The 24,828-nt window shown below is 38.6% G+C and carries 18 protein-coding genes, 1 other RNA gene and 1 pseudogene; all 20 read right to left on the reverse strand.

Features of this window, described 5'->3' with window-relative positions:
• Positions 1-86: 86 nt before the first annotated feature.
• Positions 87-1,751, reverse strand: a complete 1,665-nt coding sequence (recN, locus tag BWD121_RS04495) for a DNA repair protein RecN (RefSeq protein WP_078663550.1) — start codon at positions 1,749-1,751, stop codon at positions 87-89.
• A 32-nt stretch (positions 1,752-1,783) separates the two neighbouring features.
• On the reverse strand, positions 1,784-2,665 hold the full coding sequence (locus BWD121_RS04500) for an outer membrane protein assembly factor BamD (RefSeq protein ID WP_078663551.1): 882 nt from the start codon (positions 2,663-2,665) through the stop codon (positions 1,784-1,786).
• Positions 2,666-2,833: 168 nt separating this feature from the next.
• Positions 2,834-3,706 carry a UDP-3-O-acyl-N-acetylglucosamine deacetylase gene (gene lpxC, locus BWD121_RS04505; protein WP_078663552.1) on the reverse strand — a complete coding sequence of 291 codons (873 nt, stop codon included), beginning with the start codon at positions 3,704-3,706 and terminating at the stop codon, positions 2,834-2,836.
• Positions 3,707-3,903: 197 nt separating this feature from the next.
• Positions 3,904-5,649: a cell division protein FtsZ gene (ftsZ, locus tag BWD121_RS04510; protein WP_078663553.1), complete on the reverse strand. Its 1,746-nt coding sequence runs from the start codon at positions 5,647-5,649 to the stop codon at positions 3,904-3,906.
• Between the two features lie 68 nt (positions 5,650-5,717).
• Complete coding sequence (gene ftsA / locus BWD121_RS04515; protein ID WP_078663554.1) at positions 5,718-7,016, reverse strand: cell division protein FtsA; 1,299 nt, start codon at positions 7,014-7,016, stop codon at positions 5,718-5,720.
• Complete coding sequence (locus BWD121_RS04520; RefSeq protein WP_240536694.1) at positions 7,016-7,933, reverse strand: cell division protein FtsQ/DivIB; 918 nt, start codon at positions 7,931-7,933, stop codon at positions 7,016-7,018. Before BWD121_RS04520 ends, ftsA begins: the two co-directional genes overlap by 1 nt.
• On the reverse strand, positions 7,900-8,820 hold the full coding sequence (locus BWD121_RS04525) for a D-alanine--D-alanine ligase (protein WP_078663556.1): 921 nt from the start codon (positions 8,818-8,820) through the stop codon (positions 7,900-7,902). Before BWD121_RS04525 ends, BWD121_RS04520 begins: the two co-directional genes overlap by 34 nt.
• A 227-nt stretch (positions 8,821-9,047) precedes the next feature.
• Positions 9,048-10,025 (reverse strand): UDP-N-acetylmuramate dehydrogenase, encoded by a 978-nt coding sequence (gene murB, locus BWD121_RS04530; protein WP_078663557.1) that lies wholly within the window; start codon positions 10,023-10,025, stop codon positions 9,048-9,050.
• Positions 10,018-11,430: a UDP-N-acetylmuramate--L-alanine ligase gene (gene murC, locus BWD121_RS04535; RefSeq protein WP_078663558.1), complete on the reverse strand. Its 1,413-nt coding sequence runs from the start codon at positions 11,428-11,430 to the stop codon at positions 10,018-10,020. Before murC ends, murB begins: the two co-directional genes overlap by 8 nt.
• Positions 11,414-12,553: an undecaprenyldiphospho-muramoylpentapeptide beta-N-acetylglucosaminyltransferase gene (gene murG, locus BWD121_RS04540; RefSeq protein WP_078663559.1), complete on the reverse strand. Its 1,140-nt coding sequence runs from the start codon at positions 12,551-12,553 to the stop codon at positions 11,414-11,416. The genes murC and murG overlap by 17 nt, the downstream gene beginning before the upstream one ends.
• 11 nt (positions 12,554-12,564) lie before the next feature.
• Positions 12,565-13,701 (reverse strand): putative peptidoglycan glycosyltransferase FtsW, encoded by a 1,137-nt coding sequence (locus BWD121_RS04545; protein ID WP_078663560.1) that lies wholly within the window; start codon positions 13,699-13,701, stop codon positions 12,565-12,567.
• A 130-nt stretch (positions 13,702-13,831) separates the two neighbouring features.
• Complete coding sequence (gene murD, locus BWD121_RS04550) at positions 13,832-15,238, reverse strand: UDP-N-acetylmuramoyl-L-alanine--D-glutamate ligase (RefSeq protein ID WP_078663561.1); 1,407 nt, start codon at positions 15,236-15,238, stop codon at positions 13,832-13,834.
• A 4-nt stretch (positions 15,239-15,242) separates the two neighbouring features.
• Positions 15,243-16,313: a phospho-N-acetylmuramoyl-pentapeptide-transferase gene (gene mraY / locus BWD121_RS04555; RefSeq protein ID WP_078664071.1), complete on the reverse strand. Its 1,071-nt coding sequence runs from the start codon at positions 16,311-16,313 to the stop codon at positions 15,243-15,245.
• A 19-nt stretch (positions 16,314-16,332) separates the two neighbouring features.
• Positions 16,333-17,753: pseudogene (locus BWD121_RS04560) on the reverse strand (UDP-N-acetylmuramoylalanyl-D-glutamyl-2,6-diaminopimelate--D-alanyl-D-alanine ligase).
• Entirely contained in the window at positions 17,750-19,201 is a 1,452-nt protein-coding gene (locus BWD121_RS04565) for a UDP-N-acetylmuramoyl-L-alanyl-D-glutamate--2,6-diaminopimelate ligase (RefSeq protein ID WP_078663562.1), read from the reverse strand. Before BWD121_RS04565 ends, BWD121_RS04560 begins: the two are co-directional and overlap by 4 nt.
• Positions 19,202-19,218: 17 nt before the next feature.
• Complete coding sequence (locus tag BWD121_RS04570) at positions 19,219-20,967, reverse strand: penicillin-binding protein 2 (RefSeq protein ID WP_078663563.1); 1,749 nt, start codon at positions 20,965-20,967, stop codon at positions 19,219-19,221.
• Entirely contained in the window at positions 20,967-21,371 is a 405-nt protein-coding gene (locus BWD121_RS04575) for a hypothetical protein (protein WP_078663564.1), read from the reverse strand. The genes BWD121_RS04570 and BWD121_RS04575 overlap by 1 nt, the downstream gene beginning before the upstream one ends.
• Positions 21,368-22,366 carry a 16S rRNA (cytosine(1402)-N(4))-methyltransferase RsmH gene (gene rsmH / locus BWD121_RS04580; RefSeq protein WP_240536695.1) on the reverse strand — a complete coding sequence of 333 codons (999 nt, stop codon included), beginning with the start codon at positions 22,364-22,366 and terminating at the stop codon, positions 21,368-21,370. The genes BWD121_RS04575 and rsmH overlap by 4 nt, the downstream gene beginning before the upstream one ends.
• Before the next feature lie 238 nt (positions 22,367-22,604).
• Positions 22,605-22,993: RNase P RNA component class A (gene rnpB, locus BWD121_RS04585), an RNA gene on the reverse strand.
• A 1,408-nt stretch (positions 22,994-24,401) separates the two neighbouring features.
• Positions 24,402-24,686 (reverse strand): hypothetical protein, encoded by a 285-nt coding sequence (locus BWD121_RS04595; RefSeq protein ID WP_143245255.1) that lies wholly within the window; start codon positions 24,684-24,686, stop codon positions 24,402-24,404.
• Between the last annotated feature and the right edge of the window lie 142 nt (positions 24,687-24,828).

A 24,828-nucleotide genomic window follows, 5' to 3' on the forward strand; every position in this document is an offset into this window, starting at 1 on the left:
AATTTATAATTATACGAATCTCAACTCTTTATTATCAATAGAATCCAAACGAATATATCTTCGCTTGTGTTCCTACCATTAATCAATCATATTTGTGCTAAAAGTTTTTGGGCTGCTGCACGTGCCTCTTCAGTGATCTGTTCCCCTGCTAACATACGTGCAATTTCTTCAGCACGTTCACACTCTTCCATTTTATGAATACGCGTAACAAAATGCCCTTTATCGCCTTCAACTTTTGAAACAAGAAAATGACTATGAGCTTTGGCTGCAACCTGAGGTGCATGTGTAATAGCAAAAACCTGAACACTTTTTGATAAACACAGCAACCTCTGCCCAATCGCAGCAGCCACAGCCCCACCAATTCCTGTATCAATTTCATCAAAAATCAGCGTAGGAGCTGATCCACGATCCGCCAGGACAACCTTTAATGCTAATAAAAAACGAGATAATTCACCGCCAGAAACTACACTCAACATTGGTCCCGCTCGTGATCCAGGATTTGTTCGTATCCAATACTCAACACGGTCTATACCATCTGCATAACGCTTTTCAGAATCACTTTGCACGTTAACAGTAAATTCCGCCTTTTCTAATTTCAATGCTGGCAATTCAGCCATAACGCTCGTAGATAAACGATGCGCTACTTCTTGGCGTTTCATGGAAAGGGCTTGTGCACATGTATCATATTCTTTTTGTGCCTCCTGCGCTTTTACTCTCAAATGCTCCAACGTGGTCTGAGCAGAATCAAAATCAGAAAGTTCAGCTTTCATTTTATCACATAACTGAGATAATTCAGCTACAGAAACATGGTATTTGCGCGCCAAACCCCGAAGTGTAAAAAGGCGCTCTTCTACTCGTTCCAATTCACTAGAATCAAAGTTCAATGCTTGCATTGCCGTTTCAATACCATCTTGCGCTACTGAAAGCGCCTGCAATGCATCATCAATAGACTTAACCACAGGCGTAATGAGTGTCTGTGCCTCAGGAATTTTTCGTTCTAAACGTCTCACCAAATTGGACAGGATAGAAATTGGTGATCTCGGACCATTGAAAAGATCATCAGCCTCTTTAATATCAGTCGCTATTTTATCTAATTTCAACATATCTGCACGACGAAGAGACAGTGTATTTTCTTCATCAATTGTAAAATCAAATTTTTCAAGTTCTTCCACACTTGCACGAAGGTAACAAGCCTCACGTGTAGCAGCTTCCACTTTGATACGCTGCTGTTGCACATGTTCCTCTAATTCATGCCATATCCGATAACATTTGCGTACATTTTCTGCCTCACTCTCAAATCCACCAAAAGCATCTAATAACTGGCGATGCGTATCAACATCAACAAGTGCACGATCATCATGCTGTCCATGAATTTCAACCAACATACGACCAACATTGCGCATTAATGCAATACTAGCCACCTGATCATTGATAAAACCGCGGCTACGACCATCATTTGATTGCACACGTCGTAAAATGATATCGCCTTCATTATCAAAACCATTCTCACGTATAAGCTGGCGTACAGGGTGTGAAATAGGCACATCAAAAACAGCTGTCACCTGCCCTTGCACTGCACCATGGCGCACAAGTGAAGCATCTCCACGCCCTCCAAGAGCTAATGACAAAGAATCAAGCAAAATAGATTTTCCAGCACCCGTTTCCCCGGTTAAAACCAATAACCCCATGGGAAAACTAATATCGAGCTTCTCGATCAAAACAATATTATGAATCGAAAGCTGTATCAGCATATGAAATCAATGCGCCTCATTTTTATCACCACTTATTTAGCACCACTTAAAGCACGTGAAATCCAAGAAGACTTATGTTCTTGCGGTGATACTCTGTTCTTCTGTAATAAATCATAGGAGAATTTATACCATTTACTTTCTGGATAATTGCGCCCTAAAACAGCTGCTGCTGTCTGCGCTTCTGCAATTAAACCAAGAGCCAGATTAACCTCAGTCAAGCGGAAAAGCGCTTCTTCAATTTGGTTTGTATCCGAATATTCTTCAACTACTGTGCGAAATCTTCTGCTTGCTGCTAGATATTGCCGACCTTCCTCATAGTAGCGGCCAACCTGCATTTCTTTACCAGCCAACTGTTCTCGACCAAAGCGTATTTTATCTTTAGCATCTTTTACATACTCAGAGTTTGGGTAGCGTTCTATTAAAAGCTGCATAGCAGCAATAGCGCGTTTGGTATCTCGTTGGTCGCGTGTAACATCACGAATCTGATGAAAAGAAGAAAGACCAACAATATAATAAGCATAAGCAGAATCACTGGCATTTGGATAAAGAGTAATATAGCGCTGTGCCATACTAATTGCATCATCATACTTGGCCAGTCGGTAACTTACAAAAGCGCCCATAACTAAAGATTTACGGCCCCATTCAGTATAGGCATATTGCTTTTCAATAATGGAAAACTTCTTCAATGCCTCATCAAATCGCCCTACATCAAGGTTAGCAAGCGCTTGATTATACAATACATCTGGTGGATCCATTATTAAAACATGCATAGCTGGATTAAAAGCATCTGTATCTTTGCTTAAACAACCCGCTAACAAACAGAGCCCCCCTCCTAAGATTCCAATCAATATTTTGCGTACAATGTTAGATTGTCTATGTGCCATACTTTTAATATACATATTAGACCTTTTCATAGTGTTCCCAGCCTCCCAAAAATATTACCTTGGAGTAAAAGCTATTTATCAAAAAGCTTTATGCCATATCATTTTAAAACTGGCTAATTGATTTAGTAGTTTTTGGTCAATCATCCCCTTAAAAATCAAAGAAGCTTAAGTAAAATTTTTCAAATTTTTCTATTCCAACTACAAAATACTTTTTTCGTAACACGATTCATCTGTCAAAACAGCCTTAACTAATTGTGAATTAAGCGCATGCCCACTACAATGTGAACGAAATAATCCAATAAAAGGCGCACCAAGCAAAGCAGTGTCACCAACTGCATCAAGAGTTTTATGCCTAACAAATTCATTTTCAAAATAAGGACCATTTGAATTAATGATTTGGTTATTAAGACCAATAATAAGAGAATTTTCTAAAGAGGCTCCTAATCCTTTCCCAGAAATCCACAATTTTTCTACATCTTTAACAAAACCAAAGGTACGCGCACGTGATAAATCATCTCGAAATGCTTGTGACGTAAGATCAAAACTTAATTGCTGCTTCCCAATAGCAGATGAAGCAAAATCGATTGTAACATCAAAACGGCGTCCTTCAAACGGCAAAAATTCTGCAAAGCCATTGGTCGTTTCAACGCGCATTGGTTTTTTTATAATAAAATAAGGACGCAATACCGCCTGCTGTACAATACCCACTTTCTCAAAGAGCTGACAATACTGCCACGCAGCACCATCTAAAATAGGTATCTCATTACTTGACACTTCAATGATAAGATTATCTAAATCATAAGCAGCAATTGCCGCCATCAAATGTTCAATTGTTTCAACCCTTACATCTCCATGGCCAAGCACTGTTGACAATTCAGTCTTTCCCGTTTGCGATACATGTGCCTGAAACGTTTGTTCTTTTCCGTCCTCCCCAAAACGTCTAAAGATAATACCACATCCAACATCGGCTGGACAAACTTTTACTACAGATAGGCACCCACTATGCACACCATATCCTTTAAACGTCACAGCATTCTTAAGAGTCGATTGATACCTTTTCATCAAACGCATAATACCATTTCTTAATTTTCTTGATGATCTTTAAAGGCCTTAACAAAATCCTCAACAAATTATTTCTGCGTAAAATAATAAACCCGCTTATTATAAAGCGGGCTTATAAAAAATATAGAATCTTATATAAAAACTCAACATATTTTACTTATAATTTATCAAGATAAAGAGTCTTCTCTTCCTATCCTTTTATCTTATTAATGTGCTTGGCGACGCAAAAATGCGGGTATTTCCAACTGATCTTCTTCACTTACCAAAGTACGCTGATCTTGTAATACGCGTGGCTGTGATTCAGTAGAGCAACGTGGAACATAAACAGAAGCATCTTGAGAAAGCATTTGATTGTTTTCATTAGAATTTTCAGATTCCTCATGCTTAGAAGATCTTACAGCAGGCTCCAACCGAGCTTCTAGTTCATCTTCCTCACGATATGTTAAGCTCTGCTTTAAACGCTGCCAAAGATTACGTGGACCTTGATCAGAAATAGAAGAATGCACATCCTGTTCAAGAGAAACAGAAGGAAAATCTTTTAATTCAGGAATATGCGCTGATGTTGAACGAGGCTGCATTTGTACTTTCTTTTCCTTCTGTTCTACAATTTCAGCCATTTCACCAAGAACATGCGCAGTCGCCTCCATACTAACTGCCGCAGCCACAGGCTGTGCAGAAACACGATTAACCTGCATACGTGGTGTATTTGATACCTGCCCATGAGAGATATTTTGCCCATAAGGAAGAGTATTTGTACTTCGTGTAGCAACTGTATCTGCAGGTCGCGTAAAAATTTGACTTTTAGGGCGGAATGGCTCTTCAACTGATTGATTCATTTCCAATTCAAGCGCTTCCATTACATCTACCATTGATTCAGAAGACGATGATGATTGAGAAGTAGTTTGTTCTAGTCCATTATCACCCCTACGTGTTGAAACTGTAGGTCGTTGAAATTTAGGACCTGAAGGTTGAACAACATCACTAACCACACGATCAATACCTGTTGCAACCACCGATACACGAATAAGACCTTCAAGTGAATCATCATCAATGGCACCAAAAATAACATTCGCATCAACATCAACTTCTTCACGAATACGATTGGCAGCCTCATCCACTTCAAATAAAGTCATATCACGGCCCCCTGTAATGGAAATCAAAAGACCACGAGCCCCACACATAGAGGTTTCATCTAACAGAGGATTTGCAATAGCAGCTTCAGCAGCTTTTAAAGCACGTCCTTCACCAGAAGCTTCACCTGTTCCCATCATCGCACGACCCATTTCATGCATAACAGAACGAACATCAGCAAAGTCAAGATTAATCAACCCTTCTTTAATCATTAAGTCCGTGATAGAAGCAACACCAGAGTAAAGCACCTGATCAGCCATAGCAAAAGCATCGGCAAATGTTGTTTTTTCATCTGCAATACGAAATAGATTTTGGTTAGGAATAACAATTAATGTATCAACAGATTTTTGTAATTCTTCTATACCAGCTTCCGCTGTTTTCATACGGCGTGCACCTTCAAATTGAAATGGCTTTGTTACAACACCTACAGTCAAAATACCTTTTTCACGCGCTGCACGAGCAACAACAGGTGCCGCCCCTGTTCCAGTGCCTCCACCCATACCTGCCGTAATGAAAACCATATGGGAATTTGCAAGATGATCCATAATCTCATCAATACATTCATTTGCAGCTGCTTGCCCAACTTCCGGCAAAGCACCGGCACCCAAACCTTCTGTAACTGCTGCACCAAGCTGGATTACACGCTCAGCCTTTGACATAGCCAAAGCTTGTGCATCCGTATTGGCAACAACAAAATCAACTCCTTGAAGGCCAGCATTAATCATATTATTGACGGCATTTCCACCACCACCACCAACACCAAAAACGGTAATGCGTGGTTTCAATTCCGCGATATCTGGCCGGTGCAGATTAATCGTCATTTTCTTTTCCTTCTCATAAAGCACCGCAAATTAAGACGGTAAAAATTAATTTCATTCCTACAAATTTACTAAAAACTCTCACGCAACCACTGACCAACACGTTTGAAATATCCACCCGTGCTTGTCGATAAATGATTCACTGCAGTTTGGACTGTTTTTTCTTCAAACCCCGCCAATTGCGGATAAATTAACAATCCAACAGCAGATGAAAATGCCGCTCCCTTAGCAAAGGAAGGAAGCCTGGAAACACCCAAAGGCCGCCCTACACGAACATTTCTTCCCAATACACTACGTGCTATTTCCGGCAAACCAACTAATTGGCTTGCTCCCCCGGTCAAAATAACACGCTTACCAATGATGTGACCAAAACCTGAACGGTTCAAACAATCACGCATCATTTCTAATATTTCTTCAACACGCGCACGAATAATACGACCAAGAACAGCGCATGGATACTGGATTTCACGACGTTCATTTCCAATTTCTGATACATTAATCATCTGACGCTCATCACAATCTGCTGAAAATGTTGAGCCATATATAACTTTTAAACGCTCAGCCTCTTCAATAGACATCGATAATCCACGAGCAACATCAAGAGTTATATGATGCCCCCCAATTGCAAGTGCATCTGCATGAACAAATTTTCCTTCAGAAAACACAGAAAATGTCGTTGTTCCACCACCAAAATCAATACACGCCGCTCCTAAACGCGCCTCATCATCAACTAAAACCGAAAGACCGCTAGCAAAAGGTGTTGCCACCATCGCTTCAACACTTAAATGAGCACGGTTAATGCATGCTTCTAAATTACGCAAAGGTGCTGTTTCTGCCGTCACAACATGCACATCAACACCAAACAACTCTCCCATCATCCCAACAGGATCAGAAATTCCTTTATCTCCATCCAATGCATAAGATACTGGAACTGAATGCATAACGTGACGTTCAGCCTTAAAAGCTTTACGCGAAACATCTGCTAATGCCATACGCATATCACGTGTAGTAACTTTACGCCCTCCCAAACGCACAACACCATTAACAAAGGCACTCCTCAATCGGCTTGAAGAAAAATTCACAATTACTGAATCTACTACTAAACCAGCCATTTTTTCTGCTGCATCAACAGCCAAACGTATAGACTGTTCTGCCGCATACATATCCATCACAACACCAGATTTAATACCCCGTGAACGTTGCACACCAAAACCCAAAATTTCCATAGAATGTGTACGAGCATGTAAATGGTGTGTATGTTTCAAAGGATGCAAACAAGCAATAAGACACACGATCTTACTTGAACCAACATCAAGAACCGTTAGAAAACGTGTTTTGCGCCCTCCAGTATGATGCGACCCAAGCAACATTATACACCCCCCGCTTTTAAGATACGCTCTTCTTCTGCCACAACAGCACGATGACGTGCCAATGCCTCATCCGATAAAGAAACTGTTATCCGATCAGAAAGGCGCAAATCAATACTTAAAACATCGCGCACAAAAAGATCTTGCACTGTACCTGTTTTAAAAAGAGAAGAGAGGCTTTCAATAGCTCTTTTTTCAGGCAACATAATACGCATTCCATTATCTAGAACAAGATCCCAACGCCGATCACCCACACGCACATAAGCGCGGACACGACTGCTCAACTGTGGATATACCGAAAGTTCTTTAATAAATAATTTTGCTGCACTTTGCGCACCTTGACCAACCACAAGAGGCAAATTCTGAACTAAACCCGCCTGAAATGGGGCAATCACACATCCTGTATGATCAACAATATCCATTATACCATCATGTTGCCAAATGGCATATGGTTCACGCTCTATCACTGAAATACGCACACGATTAGGATAAATTTTTTGAACATCAGCTGATTGAATCCAAGTCTGCTGCTCTAAAATAAAGCGCGCTTTATTAACATCAAAACTGATAATTGATGGATAAGCATCAAGCCCTAAAATTTTCAAAATATCTTGTCTTGCTATACGCTTATTGCCGTTCATATCGACATCAGTTACCACAAAACCAAAATTTAATGGCGCAGCTTTTATAATGCTATCCATCTGACCATTAGATGAAATTCCATAAAGTACCGAAAGAAAGAAAAAGGACAAAACAGCAAAAGAACCAAAATGGCGAGGCACATAAATACTGGTAACAAACTGAAATATAAAACGACAAAAACGACGATAAAGACGCGGAAAAACTGGCACTGATTGCACCATCAGAATATTTATTCTATCAACATTCAACGCATACACGACGCGTCCTCCGCTATCCATTTAACAATATCACCGTAAGTACGGCCACTCGCCTTTGCTATATCAGGAACAAGAGAAACCGGTGTCATACCAGGCTGCGTATTAATTTCAAGCCAAACCAGCTCCTCTGTCTCCTCAACAAAACGAAAATCTGAACGACTAACACCTCGACAACCTATAGCTTGATGTGCTGCCAAAGACATTCTTTGCACTTTTTGGTAAATATTTAATGAAAGTTGTGCAGGACAAATATGAAGAGAACCACCAGGCTTATATTTTGAATCATAATCATAAAATTGAAAATGTTTATCAGGCACAATTTCACAAACATCCAAAGCTTCATCCCCTAAAACTGCGCAAGTAAGTTCACGCCCAGGAATGTATTTTTCAACAATCACTTCATCTCCATAAACCCATTCAGCACTCATAATATTACGCAGTGGCAGAGTCTCATCACCACTTACAATCACCACACCAAAACTTGACCCTTCACGCACCGGCTTAACGACATAGGGCAGTTCCATAGGATGCTCTCGCCCTATAGCAAAGCGATTCATCACACAAGAAGGGGCAACATGTACACCAGCGTTAGCAGCAATAACTTTTGCACGTCCTTTATCCATTGCCAAAGCTGATGCCATCACTCCAGAGTGAGTATAAGGAATTTTTAAATATTCAAGAATACCTTGGATACAACCATCTTCACCAAATGGTCCATGCAATGCGTTAAAAACAATATCTGGCTGTAATTGCTTAAGAACAGCAGCAATTTGTTCATCAACATCTACACGAATTACATGATAACCCTGCTTTTCAAGAGCATCAGCACAAGAAGTACCTGAAGATAAGCTTACAGAGCGCTCAGATGAAAATCCGCCCATCAACACAGCTATACGCTTATCTTTCATAACAATCTATTCCTCTTGACATACTAGATATAGACTCTACCAAAACAACTCATACTATACATAAGAACAAACTAGATTTATCCTTGCGAATCAACATCCTAGCATTTTCTATAATGAATCAGAATCAGGAGCATGAAGCAAGAGTTTTTCTGTTAATTTGTTGATTTTTAATAGAAAATTTTTCTTATCTCTTTGAAATGACTCAGTTTTTTAGTGATTTAAATAAATCAATAAAACTGATCAAAAGAAGGAACAATATGGTCTTGTTCAAACTGACCAAGGCGTTGTATTTCCCATTCTAAATAATGGGCTGAATGAGCAAAAACACGAGCACGTACAGTTTCGCCCAACTGCTCAAGATCGTAGCCTGTAGCCTCACCTGTATTAATCATAAAATTACAATGCATCTTACTCATTTGAGCGCCACCGATCTGTAAACCACGACACCCTGCTTCATCAATAACGCGCCATGCAGATGTACCTTTAGGGTTACGAAAAGTTGACCCACCTGTTTTCTCGCGAACAGGTTGTACTTTTTCCCGATGCAGAACAACTTCATTCATAGCAGCATGAATATTATCTTTATTTCCCGACTTTCCTTCCAACACAGCAGCAGTAAAAATAAGCTCTTCAGAAATATTACAATGACGATATGAATAATGCATATCATTTAGACTCAAGACATGGCGCTCACCTTTACGATCAAGTGCATAGACCTCAACAACACGCTCAGCTGTCTCAATACCATTAGCCCCTGCATTCATTTTTAATGCCCCACCCAAATTACCAGGAATACCATAATAAAAATGAAAACCAGAAAGCTCAGCCTCTAGAGCCGCTGCTGCTAAATGTTTATCCGCCACAGCAGCACCAACAAGAAGACGCTTTGGAGAAATCTGCTCTAACTGTCCAAAACCTTTTACTGAAAGACGAATAACAACCCCAGGAATTCCCCCATCACGTATAAGAAGATTAGAACCAATCCCAACAATTGTTATAGGAATAGATTCTGGTAGCACTTGAAGAAACAAAGCTAAATCTGCTTCATCAGAAGGCTGATAAAAAAGCTCAGCTAATCCACCAGTACGAAACCATGTCACCTTACGCATCTCAACATTGGGAGTAAATTTACCCCGTATGTTCTTCAATGCCGGCTGTAACTGTGCCAACAGCTTTTCACCATCAATTGGCTGAAAATTAACCATTTCTATTAAGTTCCGCTAATTGTTTAGGTAGAGCATAAGCCCATTGTGTAATGCTACCTGCACCAAGAAAAACAACATAATCACCAGGCTTTGCTAATGTAGCTATAATCAAAGTAATATCTTCAAGAGTATTCACCAAGCGCACATCACGATGGCTTGCCATTTGAATATGCTCAACCAATTCTTTAGAATCAAAACCAGTAATTGGTTCTTCACCAGCTGCATAAACCGGTGCAATCATCACTGTATCAGCATCATTAAAACAAGTGATAAAATCATCAAATAAATCATGCAAACGTGAATAACGGTGCGGTTGTACAATCGCAATAACCCGCCCTTTTGCACTTTCACGAGCTGCACTTAAAACAGCTTTTATTTCAACCGGATGATGCCCATAATCATCAAATATCTCAACACCACACCAACTTCCCGTCTGTGTAAAACGCCGTTTTACCCCACAAAATTCTGCTAATCCTTTTCTAATAGATTCATTTGAAATACCAAGCTCATATGCAATAGCAATCGCCGCGGTAGCATTAGAAATATTGTGTTGCCCTGACATTGGTAAAACCAAATTCTTTAGTTCAGTTTTTTCATTTGTTTTCCGGGATCGAATAAGAACGTCAAAATGCGTTTTTTGACCTTCCATCGAAAGATTAAGAAAACGTACATCAGCTTGTGGATTAGCACCATAAGTCACTACCCAACGATCATCAATACGACTGGCCAATGTTTGAACTTCTGGATGATCAAGGCACATAACAGCAAAACCATAAAAAGGCACATTCTCTACAAATTGCCGAAAAGCCTCACGTACAGCATCAAAACTACCATAATAATCCAGATGTTCAGAGTCGATATTGGTGACAACAGCAATATCAGCAGGCAATTTTAAAAATGTACCATCACTTTCATCGGCTTCAACCACCATCCAATCTCCACAGCCCATACGTGCATTGGTTCCATAAGCATTGATAATGCCACCATTAATTACCATCGGATCAAAATTACTAGCGTCAAGAAGTGCTGCTACCATTGATGTGGTGGTTGTCTTACCGTGTGTACCACCAACAGCTATTGCCCGGCGAAAACGCATCAATTCTGCTAACATTTCTGCACGCCTAACAATTGGTAAATGCTTTTCTTTAGCAGCGATATATTCAGGATTTGTTTTTTTTATAGCAGTGGAAATAACAACAACTTTTGCACCTTCTAAATTTTCAGCACGATGACCTATATGAATGTTAATCCCTTTACCCCGTAAACGCTCCACATTTGCATTATCCGTTTGATCGGATCCTTGAACTTTATAACCAAGATTATGAAGAACCTCAGCAATTCCACTCATACCAATACCACCGATACCTATAAAGTGGAGAAGGCCAATATCAAGCGGCATTTTCATTAAAAAGCTCCCTTCTAATGTCTGATAATGACCATCCTGCAATCAAAGCTTCAGCCATATCTGCAAGAACTCTGGTTGCATGAGGTTGCCCAACCTTTTTCGCAGCAAGCGCCTGTTTTTCTAATAAGTGTGGTTCATGACAAGCTTTCGTTAAAAGCGCAGCAAGCATTTGTGCATTTAAATCTTTTTCGACAATAATTTGAGCTGCTCCCGTTGCAGCAAGCATTGCCGCATTTTCTGCTTGATCATGATCTAAAGCGTGAGGATAAGGAATCAATAAAGCTGGCCTACCAATAACGGCTATTTCACAAACCGTTGAAGCACCAGAACGTGACACAATGAAATGAGACCAAGCAATATGTTCAGCCATATTATCAAAAAAAGGAGCAACTTTTGCTTCCACCCCCATATTGCGATAAATTTGTACCAAATCCGTTACTTCACCACGAACCTGTTGAATAATACGTAAACGTTTACGGATATTATTATCAAGTAAAGCAATCGCTTCAGGGACAATTTTTGAAAAAACGGAAGCCCCTTGGCTACCACCAAAAACCAAAAGATGAAATGGCTTGTCCTCAGTAGAAGTACAATAAGGAATTTCTGCCGCTTTAAGAATAGCCTCACGAACAGGATTACCTGTAAGAAACGTTTTATAAGCGTGCACTCCATTAGTTGACAATAAACCACCTGCTATTGCACTGACCCTAGATGCTAAAACTTTATTAGCACGGCCCATAACAGCATTTTGCTCATGAATAAATGTTACATGTTTCGTTAAGGCAGCAATCAAAACAGGTGGAAAGGTAGGATAACCACCAAATCCCCCCACAAGAACAGGACGTAATTTATAAAAAAGCATCCATGACTGACATATTCCCTTTAACAAACGCCAAAATGTTTTTATAAGTGCAAAAGGATGATACCGTGTTAATGTTGCTGATGAAATAATATGAATATGTTTTTTATCAAAATGGCGCACAAAATACTTAGCTCTTTCATCCGTTGCCAAATGAACATCATATCCGCGCTGCCTTAATTCAACAGAAAGTGCTTCTGCAGGAAAAAGGTGCCCACCTGTACCTCCAGCAACCAAAATAATAACCTTTTTTTTATGCGTCATTAGGTAACATCCTAAACAGTAAGCGGAGGAAAAGCTGAAAACCGCGTTTCTGGCCAGCGGCGTGTCAAACTGAGCAAAATACCCATCGAAATAGCAATCGCCACCATAGATGAACCACCATAAGAAATAAATGGCAATGTCATACCTTTTGGAGGTATCAAATGAAGATTGACTGCCATATTAATCCCCGATTGCAAACCAATCATTATCGCCATACCAGTAATACCAAAACACGTAAATGAATCACGCGTATTCAACGCTATATAAAGTGAACGTATAACAATAAAACCAAAAAGGGCCATAATTAATAAACAGAAGATAATACCATATTCTTCAGCTGCAACAGAAAACACAAAATCTGTATGGCTATCAGGAATAATACGCTTAACTATCCCCTCACCTGGCCCTTGACCAAACCATCCCCCATTTAAAATAGCTTCACGTCCGACATCCACCTGAAATGTATCGCCTTCACCTGTCAAAAAACCATTAATACGTTCGCGCACATGGTGAACAAAAAAATAAGCTAAAAAACCTCCTAAAACCGCTAAAACAATAAAGAACAAAATAATAGTAAGAGATACACCTGCAACAAAAAACAAACCACCCCATGTTGCACTAATCAAAAGTGTTTGACCAATATCAGGCTGTAAAACAAGAAGTGTGCAACAAAGAGCATAAAGTGCAATAGACAATGTATAGCGCAACCTACCATAATGTTTCATCTGATCTGAAAACAACCAAGCTGACACGACTACAAATGCTGGCTTCATAAACTCTGAAGCTTGCAAAGAAAAACCAAACAAAGAAATCCAACGCCGTGCCCCTTTTAACTCAGAACCAAATAATAAAGTTGCGACCATAAGAATAAGTGTCGTAAATAATAAAAGAATGCATAAACGGCGAATATTATGAGGTGAAAAAAAAGAAATAGTAACCATAGTAAAAAACGCAAGGATACTAAAAATGATATGCCAACGAACAAAATAAAAACTATCCGCAATTCCTATTTTTTTTGCAACAACGGGACTAGCTGCAAAAGACAACATAACGCCAATCCCCATCAAAATCAGACAAGCAGCAAAAATAAAACGATCAACCGTCCACCACCAATTAGCAATCGGATCTTGATGTGCACGAGTAATCATTACCTTTACTTTATCCTTTTTTTATCATTCCACTCAAAGCGATATGATGTTTCTATTTTTTTGGGCAAGCATTTCAAAAACTAAATTACACTAAAAAAGATTCTGGATTGTTAATGGTAGAATAAATTTTTTACAATTCGTTTTCTTTCAACTGTTCAACCAAAGAAATAAAAGTCTCTCCACGCATTTCATAATTTTTGAATTGATCATAACTCGCACAAGCTGGTGAAAACAAAACCACAGCTTCTTTTGCATTAGCATGCGTTGCGTCAATAGCTGCTTCCCGCACTGCATTTTCCAAAGTTATGCTCATTGAAAAAGGAAAAGCAGAGCCAATAGTGCAGGCAAAATCCTTTGCAGCAGCACCAATCAAATAAGCTTTACGAATTTTATTAAAAAATCCTTTTAAAGGAGCAATGCCACCTTCTTTTGCCTGCCCTCCAACGATCCAAAAAATATCGTTAAAAGTAGCAAGTGCGCAAGCTGATGCTTCCGCATTGGTAGCTTTACTATCATTAATAAACAAAACCGATCCAATTTTGCGCACCTGCTGCATACGATGCGCAAGCCCCATATAACTTGCTAAATGTTTCTCTATATGCGGATCAGTAATTTTTAACACCTGCAATGTTGCTAAAGCTATAAGAGCATTTTGCGCATTATGGGCACCGCGTAACGAAGTTATTGTAGCAAGATCTGCAAGTAAATAACGCTGCCCATGGCTAATAGAAAAAAGCTTTGTTCCTTCTGCACAAAAACCATCATCAATACAGCGTTCCTTAGAAATTGCTTTAACTTGACGACCTTCATTTATAAGTTGCTGATATAAAACCTGGCAGGCAACATCATCAACTGAAACAAGAGCGTGAGAAGCTTTAGCAACTAAACGCCCTTTGACTTGCGCATAATGCATAAAACTACCATGTCGGTCGATATGATCAGGTGTTAGATTTAATAAAAGACCAACTGTAGGCTGAAGAGAAGGACTTAGATCAATCTGAAATGATGAACATTCAATAACATAAATACGTTTTTTAACAAATGGTTTAAGGGTTAATATCGCAGTTCCAATATTTCCTCCCATTTGCACATCATAGCCCATTTTGTCTAAAAGATGGGCAAGCAAAGTAGTAGTGGTCGATTTACCATTTGTACCTGTAATAGCAATAAATGGAACATCTTGATCACAAAAACCATGTTGACGCAAAAAATGGTTCCGTGCACGAACAAATAGTTCAATATCACCAATAATTTCTATACCTGCCTGACGTGCTTTATCAACCGTCCAATGAGGTTGAGGATGCGTTAAAGGTACCCCAGGTGCTAAAATCAATGCAACGAATTCTGACCAATCTTCATAACGAAGATCTCTCGTTGGGATATTTTCTCTACAAGCAGCTTCTACGCTAGAAGGATTCTCATCCCACCCAATCACTTCAGCTCCACCAGCAATCAGTACTCGCGCCGTAGCTATTCCCGACTGCCCTAGCCCAAATAGAGCAACTTTTTGACCTTTATAACATTCAACTGGAATCACAATCTTATCTCAACTTAAGTGTTGAAAGACCAATCAACGCTAAAACAATCGAAATAATCCAAAAGCGTACCACAACTTGGCTTTCAGTCCATCCCTTTTTCTCAAAATGATGATGAATCGGTGCCATAAGGAATACACGCTTTCTCGTCAATTTAAACCAACCTACTTGAATGATAACCGAAAGTGTTTCTAAAACAAAAAGCCCACCGACAACAGCTAAAACAATTTCATGCTTTGTCGCTACGGCAACAACACCCAACAACCCCCCAAGTGCCAACGAACCGGTGTCACCCATAAAAATAGCCGCCGGAGGTGCATTAAACCATAAAAAACCAAGACCAGCACCAACAACTGCTCCTAATAAAACAGTCAATTCCCCAGATCCAGGTACGTAATGGATTTGTAAATAATCAGCAAAATTTATATTACCAGACAGATAAGCGATTAACGCAAACGATAAAGCAGCGACCATTACAGGAACAATAGCAAGCCCATCAAGACCATCCGTTAAATTAACTGCATTACCGGTCCCTACTATAACACAAGCAGTAAAAGGAATAAAAAACCAACCTAAATTAATAAAATAGTCTTTCACAAAAGGTAAAGCCAATCCCGGTGAGCCGACCTTTACAATAATCAAAGAAGCAGTTGTCGCAATTAAAAACTCTAAACCCAACCGTGCTTTACCGGAAAACCCCTTGTCTGTTTGTTTTGTCACTTTAAGATAATCATCATAAAAACCAATCATCCCAAAAGAAAGCATAACTAACAGTGATACCCAAAGATAAATGTTCGATAAATTACACCACAAAAGCGTCGACACCACAATGCCGCTCAAAATCATTAATCCACCCATAGTAGGTGTTCCAGCTTTTTTAAAATGGGTTTGAGGACCATCAGCTCGAATTGGTTGCCCCTTTCCTTGCCGCACTTTAAGAGAGGCAATAATACTAGGGCCAAACAAAAAGACAATTAAACCTGATGTTAGCATAGCTAACACAGTACGAAAAGTAATATAACGAAAAACATTAACGCCTGGAAGCCAATCACTCAACGAAGAAAGTAACAAAATCATAGTAAAAAACCCGGTAAAATTATAAAGATGTTTTTTTATAACGATCAAGAAGAGCCTCAACAATACGTGACAGACCAACACTATGAGATGATTTAATCATAATAAGATCGCCTTCTGAAATTTCTTTTAAAATAAGTGGTAAAAGCTCTTCAAGATGTTCAGAGTAATGAACTTTGGTATAAGTAGAAAGCTCATTAGCTAAAAATTTCATTGCTTTTCCAACCAAAAAAACCGGATTGGCACCAGAAATACATATTGGCTTTACCAGATCACGATGAAGCTTTTCACTATAAACTCCTAACTCAAGCATATCACCCAAAACTGCTATTTTCCGACCACGTATACCAACTGGTCCCGTAGCAAGAAGATCAAGGGCAGCACGCATAGAAGCAGGATTGGCATTATAACTTTCATCAATTAAATGAAATTTTCCTCCATTTGGTAAAGATAGTCGATAGCGGTTACCTCTACCTTTTGGAAGAGAAAAACAACTCAAAGCAAGTGAAACACATGCTAAATCAGCACCAACAACATCACAAACCGCTAAAACACCTAAAATATTTTGTACAATGTGTCGCCCAGGAGCGCCAATTTTAATGATCATATCTTGGTCAGAAAAATGCATAGTCATGCAAGAATAATCCGTCAAAAGATGAATCTCTTTTGCCTGGTAATCAGCACTTTCCGATTCCCCAAAACTCAAGATTTTTTTACGCCACATTGTTCTGCTTTTTGAACCAAACGAGAAAAAAAATGACTATCCGCATTTAAAAGAGCTACACCCTCATCATCTAGTCCTTCAAAAATTTCAGCTTTTGCATCTGCAATTTCTTCAAGATTTTTGAAAAAACCTATATGTCCAGCAGAAATATGAGTAATCAAAGCTACATGTGGGCGAACTAATTTTACCAAAGGACGAATTTCATCTTTATGATTCATCCCAATTTCAAATATACCATAATCACTATTCGCAGGCATACGTGCTAAAGTTAAGGGAACACCCCAACAATTGTTGAAAGAACCAGGATTGGCATAAACCTTTCCAACAGTTTTAAGTGCTTGTTTAAGAGCTTCTTTTGTTGTTGTTTTTCCAACAGAACCTGTGACAGCTATAATTGTAGCTTTTGAACGCTCACGTGCTGCTTGCGCAAGTTTTTCTAACGCTTTTAAAACATCGGGAACCACAATCAATGGAGCAGCTAATGCTTTCATTTCAGCCAAACGATTTTGCGCAACCACAAGAACTCCTGCACCTTTTGCATAAGCTTGTGCAGCAAAATCATGACCGTCTAGACTATTACCCTTAATACAGAAAAAAATATCGCCCTCTATAAGAGATCTACTATCAATAGAAACCCCCGAGAAAGTCTCTGGCAAACATCCAATCGATAGACCATTCATAACAGAAAGAAGTGTCTGTTTATCCCATAAAACTGTCATTTATTTCGTTCTTTCAAAGCAGAAACTGCTCTTAAATGATCTGAAAAAGGATACGTTATCTTTCCTATAATTTGACCATTTTCATGACCTTTTCCTGCAATAATCAATGTATCTCCAGCTTCAAGTAATCTCACTGCATAATCAATAGCTTCACCACGATCTGCTATTTCCAGTGCTCCTGATGCTGCTTGTAAAATATCTTTTCGAATTTTTGCAGGATCTTCTGTGCGAGGATTATCATCAGTAACAATAACAATATCAGCTTTACTTGTCGCAATTTTTCCCATCAAAGGTCTTTTGCCCTGATCACGATCACCCCCACAACCAAAAACAAGAATTAAACGCCCTAATGTAAAGGGACGAACAGAAAGCAATACCTGCTCTAAAGCCTCTGGTTTATGAGCATAATCTACATAAACAAATGCATTATCTTTCGTATTTCCGACCAACTCTAACCGGCCAGGTGCTCCTTGTAATTTTTTCAAAGAGCGAAAAATACTACTGGGCGGTACATTTGTCGCAATTGCTAAACCTGCAGCCATAAGTGCATTAGTCACTTGAAACTCCCCCGCAAGAGGCAAATCAAATGTGTAAATATCGTTTCCCATACGACACTCAACACACTGTTTCAAGCGCTGATGCTCAATACGATTAATTGTAATAAACTGCCCCTTACGTCCAACCGTTAATACTGGGCGCCCAGCTCGTGTAACATGATCAATTACTTTTTGTGAATAAACATCATCCGCAAAAACAATAGCGGGTGCATCACATGGCAAAAGTGTATCAAACAATCTCATTTTAGCGCGCAAATAATCTTCTACACACGTGTGATAATCCATATGATCACGCCCTAAATTAGTGAAAGCTGCCGCTGCCAAACGCACTCCATCAAGTCGACTCTGATCAAGACCATGCGAAGAAGCTTCAAGTACTGCATGTGTAACACCTTCACCAGCAATTTCACACAACAAACGCTGCAACATTACCGGATCAGGTGTTGTGAGGGAACCATAATCATTACGCTTAGGTGAAACAACACCAACCGTCCCTATGCTAGCCGCACAAAACCCAACATGCTTCCAAATTTGCCTAACAAAAGACACAACCGATGTTTTTCCGCTTGTCCCCGTAACAGCTGTAACAATTTCAGGCTGAACACCATAAAAACGTGCAGCTGCAATGGCCAAACTATGGCGTACATCTACAACATGCAAAACCGGAACACATACCCCCTCAAGGGCACAATTGTAATTTGTAACTATTACTCGTGCACCACGCTCTATAGCATCGTTCACATATTGCCTGCCATCACCTTGATTTCCTTGAAGAGCCACAAAAACATAACCCGGCAACACTTGTCGAGAATCTGAACTTATTCCCGTAATTTCAATTGAGGCAAGACAATTATCTTCAATACATTCTGTAAATAATGCTCCAAGAAACATGATCGCTTATCTTTATGTTAATTTTTTACCGTTGTCTTAAATAATGCAGAATTATTAGTTGCACTTAAAGTTAGCTCATATTCTTTTTTAAAATCTGATTTTACTCCAAGAAAACTGGCTGAACGACGAATAATATTCGCAAGCATCGGTGCTGCATTCATTGCTGCCACTGCTGAGTGTTTGCCTTCTTCAGGCTGAGGTTCATCAACAATTGTTAAAACAACGTAAGAAGGATTATCCATAGGGAAAGCAGCAAGAAAACTGTTGAAATTCTTCCTCTTAGAATATTTTCCATTTTCAACTTTTTCAGCTGTTCCTGTCTTACCGCCAATACGATAACCTTCCACCTTTGCATTACGCCCAGAACCAATAACACTATTTAACTGATAAAGGTAGCGCATATCCTGACTAGTTCGGGGGTGTAGCACTTGTTTAGCATGTTGTAAAACTTGTGCTTCAGTTCGCTTTAAAAATGTAGGTTCAATCAGCCAGCCACCATTCATTAAAGCAGCTGTTCCTACCGCTGTTTGTAATGGTGTTGTTGCCATACCATGACCAAAAGAAATCGTCATAGAATCTATATCCCGCCAACGACGCGGTAAAACAGGACTAGCAACCTCAGGTAATTCTGTTGTCATACGATCAAGTAAACCAAGACGTTTAAAAAAATCACGATGTCCATCAATCCCTATTTCTAATGCTTCTCGAGCAGAGCCAATATTAGAAGAATAAACAAACACCTCCCATAGCGTTAAGAAGCGATTTTTCCCATGAAAATCACGAATAAAACGACTATGACTTACTTGAATTGGTTTTGAAGCATCAATGATACTATTTAAATGAAAAACTTCTGAATCAAGCGCCATCGCAGTAGTAAAGCTTTTGATAATTGATCCCATTTCAAAAGTTCCAGCTGTCATCCGATTAAGGCGATCACCTTTAAGAGCATCAACAGGATTCCCAGGATCAAAATCAGGCACAGATACCATAGCAACGACCTCACCGGTATGGATGTTTAAAATAACAGCTCCTGCAGCAAGCGCTTTATAGCGCTCCATCCCCTTCACAAGCTCATCACGCACAATTGCCTGAACACGTATATCAATTGAAAGTTGAACTGGTTTCAACAATGCCTCAGTCGCAAGACCAGCATCTCGAAGAACACTCAAACCCGTATCATCAATATATTTTTCTATGCCTGCTATGCCTTGATTATCAACATTAACCATACCAAGAATATGCGAAGCTATAGGCCCACCTGGATAAAAACGACGTACCTCAGTACGAAAACCAATACCTGGAATACCAAGTGCCATAATTTGTGCTTTTTGTGTTGGAGTTAACCCACGTTGGACCCAAGAAAAACGAGATTTTCTTTTTAAACGTTTATAAGTTTCTTGCCAGTTAAGCTGAGGTAAAACTGTTGAAATCAATTCTATTGTTTCATCTATATCAATAATGCGGCGTGGTTCGGCAAAAAGTGAGTAAGTTTCAATATCTGTTGCCAATAAACGCCCATTACGATCAATAATATCAGGTCGAGCAGCCAGCCGTAATGCTCCCGGTCCTTTTGCTTCTTCAATCTGGCCACCTTGAAGTCCATAAGAAATAAGGCACTTCGCCATAATACTGTACAGAATAAGAAAACACAGTAGAGAAAAAATCAATCGTGAACGGTTAAAACATGAACGATAAATAGGAAGATCTGGATTACTCAATTGGTCGTTTAATTTCTTTTTCCGTGAAAACAGGAGCAATAATCGCATTACTGCACACCTTTTTGAATAACGTTATTATTCTGAGAAACGTGATTTTTAACAAGAAGAGCCTTATCTTCATCAAAGGTATTTTGCTTAATCAATTCGTCAATTTGATCATATAAACGTGCTGGAATATCTTTCAATTCTACAATCTGACGAGGTTGTATTATCTCCAAACCTAGTTCTTTTTGATAATATTCTGCAAGTTTTTGCATACGTGATGGTTCTATCATCACAGCCCACTCAGCATGCAAAAGCCTTACCATATTTTTTTCTGCTGTAATCTCCCGTTCAAGACGGTATGTTTCACCAATTTGTTTTTGGACATCATATTTTACTTTATAAGTAATAGCTGCCATACAAATCATAATAGTCACTAAAACCACATCCAATGTACGAAAAACTGTCATTTTTTACTACCTTTAAAATTGGTAATTTCTGCCAAACCAAACAATTCCATATCCGCTTTAATGACATCTTCTTGAGTACGCACACCTACACGTAACTTTGCAGAACGTGCACGAGGATTTTTTTGTACCTCTTCTTCATTTGCAGTTTTCACACCTTTAAACAAAGGCAAAAATGTTGCTGGATTAGATTTTATTTCAGGAAAATAGCGTGACCTTCCCTCTTCTCCTGAACGAGCAGAAAAAAATCTTTTTACTATGCGATCCTCAAGAGAATGAAAACTAACAACTCCTAAACGCCCCCCTGCTTTCAAAACTTTTTCAGCAGCAAATAAACCTCGTATAAGTTCACCAAGCTCATCATTAACGTAAATACGAAGTGCTTGAAACACACGTGTTGCAGGATGAATATGATCATTTGGTTTACGACCTACTAAAACCTCAATAGCATTAGCAAGATCACATGTACGCAAAAAAGGACGAATACGACGACGCTTTTCAATCATCCGCGCAATTCGACCCGCATGACGCTCTTCACCTAATATTTTAAATATACGTGACAATTCATTGACTTTTAAACAATTAACAACATCGCTTGCTGTAAAACCAGTCTGTGCCATTCGCATATCTAGCGGACCATCTTTTTGAAAAGAAAATCCCCGTTCAGCTTCATCCAATTGCATTGAAGATACGCCAATATCAAGAATAACCGCATCCACCTTTTCTTCAACCACACAATCCAACCGTGAAAACTCCATTTGCACCAAACAAAGACGTGGAAAAAATTGATCGACAAGCAATTGCCCCTCACGGATTGCATGAGGATCACGATCAAGAGCAATAACATCTGCACCTGCATCAAGCAAAGCACGCGTATACCCCCCAGCACCAAAGGTGCCATCAATTACTTTTGCCCCAGCCAATGGTACAAGCGCAGCTAAAACTGGCTGCAACAATACTGGAATATGGCGCTCAGTTTCGTTACCCTGCCCTGTCAAAATAACCCATCTTGATTTATATTTTTCTGCATCAATAACCACCAATGGCAAATGATGTCATAATAACCAAAACCTTAACTTTCACACTTATCTCAACAAAAGAAAATGAAGTTAAAGTTATCCTAATGCACACATTAATTCATTATATTTAAAGAAATGTTATAATTTAAAAAAACATTTTTTTAGTGTGCAATTTAAACATAAATTTTTTTGAAAACTTGTGCCAATACTATAATAAAATATCAGTCGGCCTGTAAGCCGGGTTCTGTATGGTAAAGTTTACACTCTACATGGCAACCATTCATCTGGGACGGATGTTACCACCCGCCTCGTGCAACCTACCCAAATGACTCACCTGGAAACTGGCTGCAAGTTAAGGCTTGCGCGTCATTTCTATTCGGTCTTGCTCCCGGTGGGGTTTACCTTGCCACACTCATTACTGAGTGTGCGGTGGGCTCTTACCCCACCCTTTCACCCTTACCTATAAAAATAGGCGGTTTGCTTTCTGTGGCACTTTCCCTAGGGTCACCCCCGCCGGGTGTTACCCGGCACCGTTTTTCCATGGAGCCCGGACTTTCCTCACCTGCCACTTAAATACTGAGCAAGCGCGGCTGCCCAGCCGACTGACTTGATGATTTATAAAACATTTTTCACAAAGTGAAAATAGCCCTTAAAAATATTTTACATATCCTATTAAAATTGTTCATTATTATTAAAACGATAGTGTTATTTTAATGAAGCTAAATAAACTGAACTTTTGAGCAATATTTTAAACTAAAATAGAACTCATTTTTGCAGCATGACCGGCATTATATTTTAGATTGTACAGCTATTGTCACTATTTAATTTACGTATTTGTATCAAATTACGTGTTTGTATCAATAATGTACCCCGTATTCAAAATTGCCTTAAGAATGATAAAGATCTTTATACAGAGTTAATTTTGAAACTCCCCCTCACTGGTAATTTATTGTACTAAAAAAATTTTTGTATGCGTACGGCCGTTACTTTTAATACTAACAATAGCTTATGCTAAATTAATCGGAATCTTATATTAAATTGTAATTTTTGGACTAAAATTTCATAAAAAAGAACAAATATCTTAAAAGTAATAACAATTACACTGCTATTTAAACTTAAACTTTCAATATCAGTATAAGTCCTTTCACATAAAATATAAAAATAGAGAAAAGATCGCAATTTAAAAAAATTTTTAAATTGCACTCTTTCTCTTTTCATTAAAATATATCTAATCACAATTATAAAGCTTGAAGGTGTATTTCATTTAGAAAAGAGCTAAAAAGTGATACAATATATTCATTTGATAGACCTACAATACTAACTGTATGCAAAAATAATGATGAAAAACTCCATCACTTATCGCTTACAGATATTAAAAACTCCATTATTGCCAAATCTACTATTTAAAATACCAATATCGACTAAGAATGTTTTTAACGAATGCTCTTTTATTCATTAAACATATAGTATCCTTAGAAAAGATCATCAGTTTTATTTAAAGCCAACATCAATTAGCAAAACTTATGTCATGAAAACTTTTTTCCAGAGCCAACTCTCTTATAAAAAACTACACTTAAATACGTTAACAAGTCAGTTTTCCAATTGCATATTATTAACTGCTTTCAAACACAACTTAATGACCAGCTTCTATCTATTTTTCAGATAATTTTGCAAAAAAATATTGATAATTTCAATACCAACTAATAAGCAATACCTATTAACAAGCAATTTATGCTGCTGCCCCCTAAAAACATTACCTAATAAATATTTTTGGCTTACATTCATACACATGAGGGCTTACAATACACTAACCTCACGTAGCTAAAATAGATAAATAGCTTAAAATTTTATAGAAAAAACATTTTAGCAGTTTACCTATCTCATTTATCTCCAATAACGCAGCGAATAATTCAGAATGTATTTTTTACGCTTTTTATATTCTGGAGAAGGACGCAACAAAGCACTCTTAAAATAAGCTTCAAACGATTATTCTTAAATCATCATAGATAAATGATTAAAAACCAACATCAACAACAGGAGGATGAGAAATTGCTTCTAATGCAATTGCAGCTGCAATTTTTCCAAATTGTTGTGCCTGTTTATTATTCTGACCGCTCGCAAGGGCAGCAGCAATCGCATCTTGACGTGCCTGCTTAACAATGCTCTTTTCTTGCTGAGAACTTATCTTAAAAAGATTCACTGGAATATCCGGTGAAGATACCACTACCCTTCCTAGGGTGCTATCTGTTGTATCAGTCTGGCGTGAAAAGTTCGCCTCACCAAATACAAATTGGTACACAAAAAAACTCGCTACCGTAACAAACAATAAAAGAAATATTAGAATAACAAGACAACGCCAGCTAAACTTTATCATCTTTGATCCTAAACATTATAACACACTATAATTACATTATTCATATAATGTTTTTTATTTTTTTAAT

Origin of the sequence: Bartonella sp. WD12.1 (assembly GCF_002022415.1) — a bacterium.
Taxonomy (GTDB): Bacteria; Pseudomonadota; Alphaproteobacteria; order Rhizobiales; family Rhizobiaceae; genus Bartonella.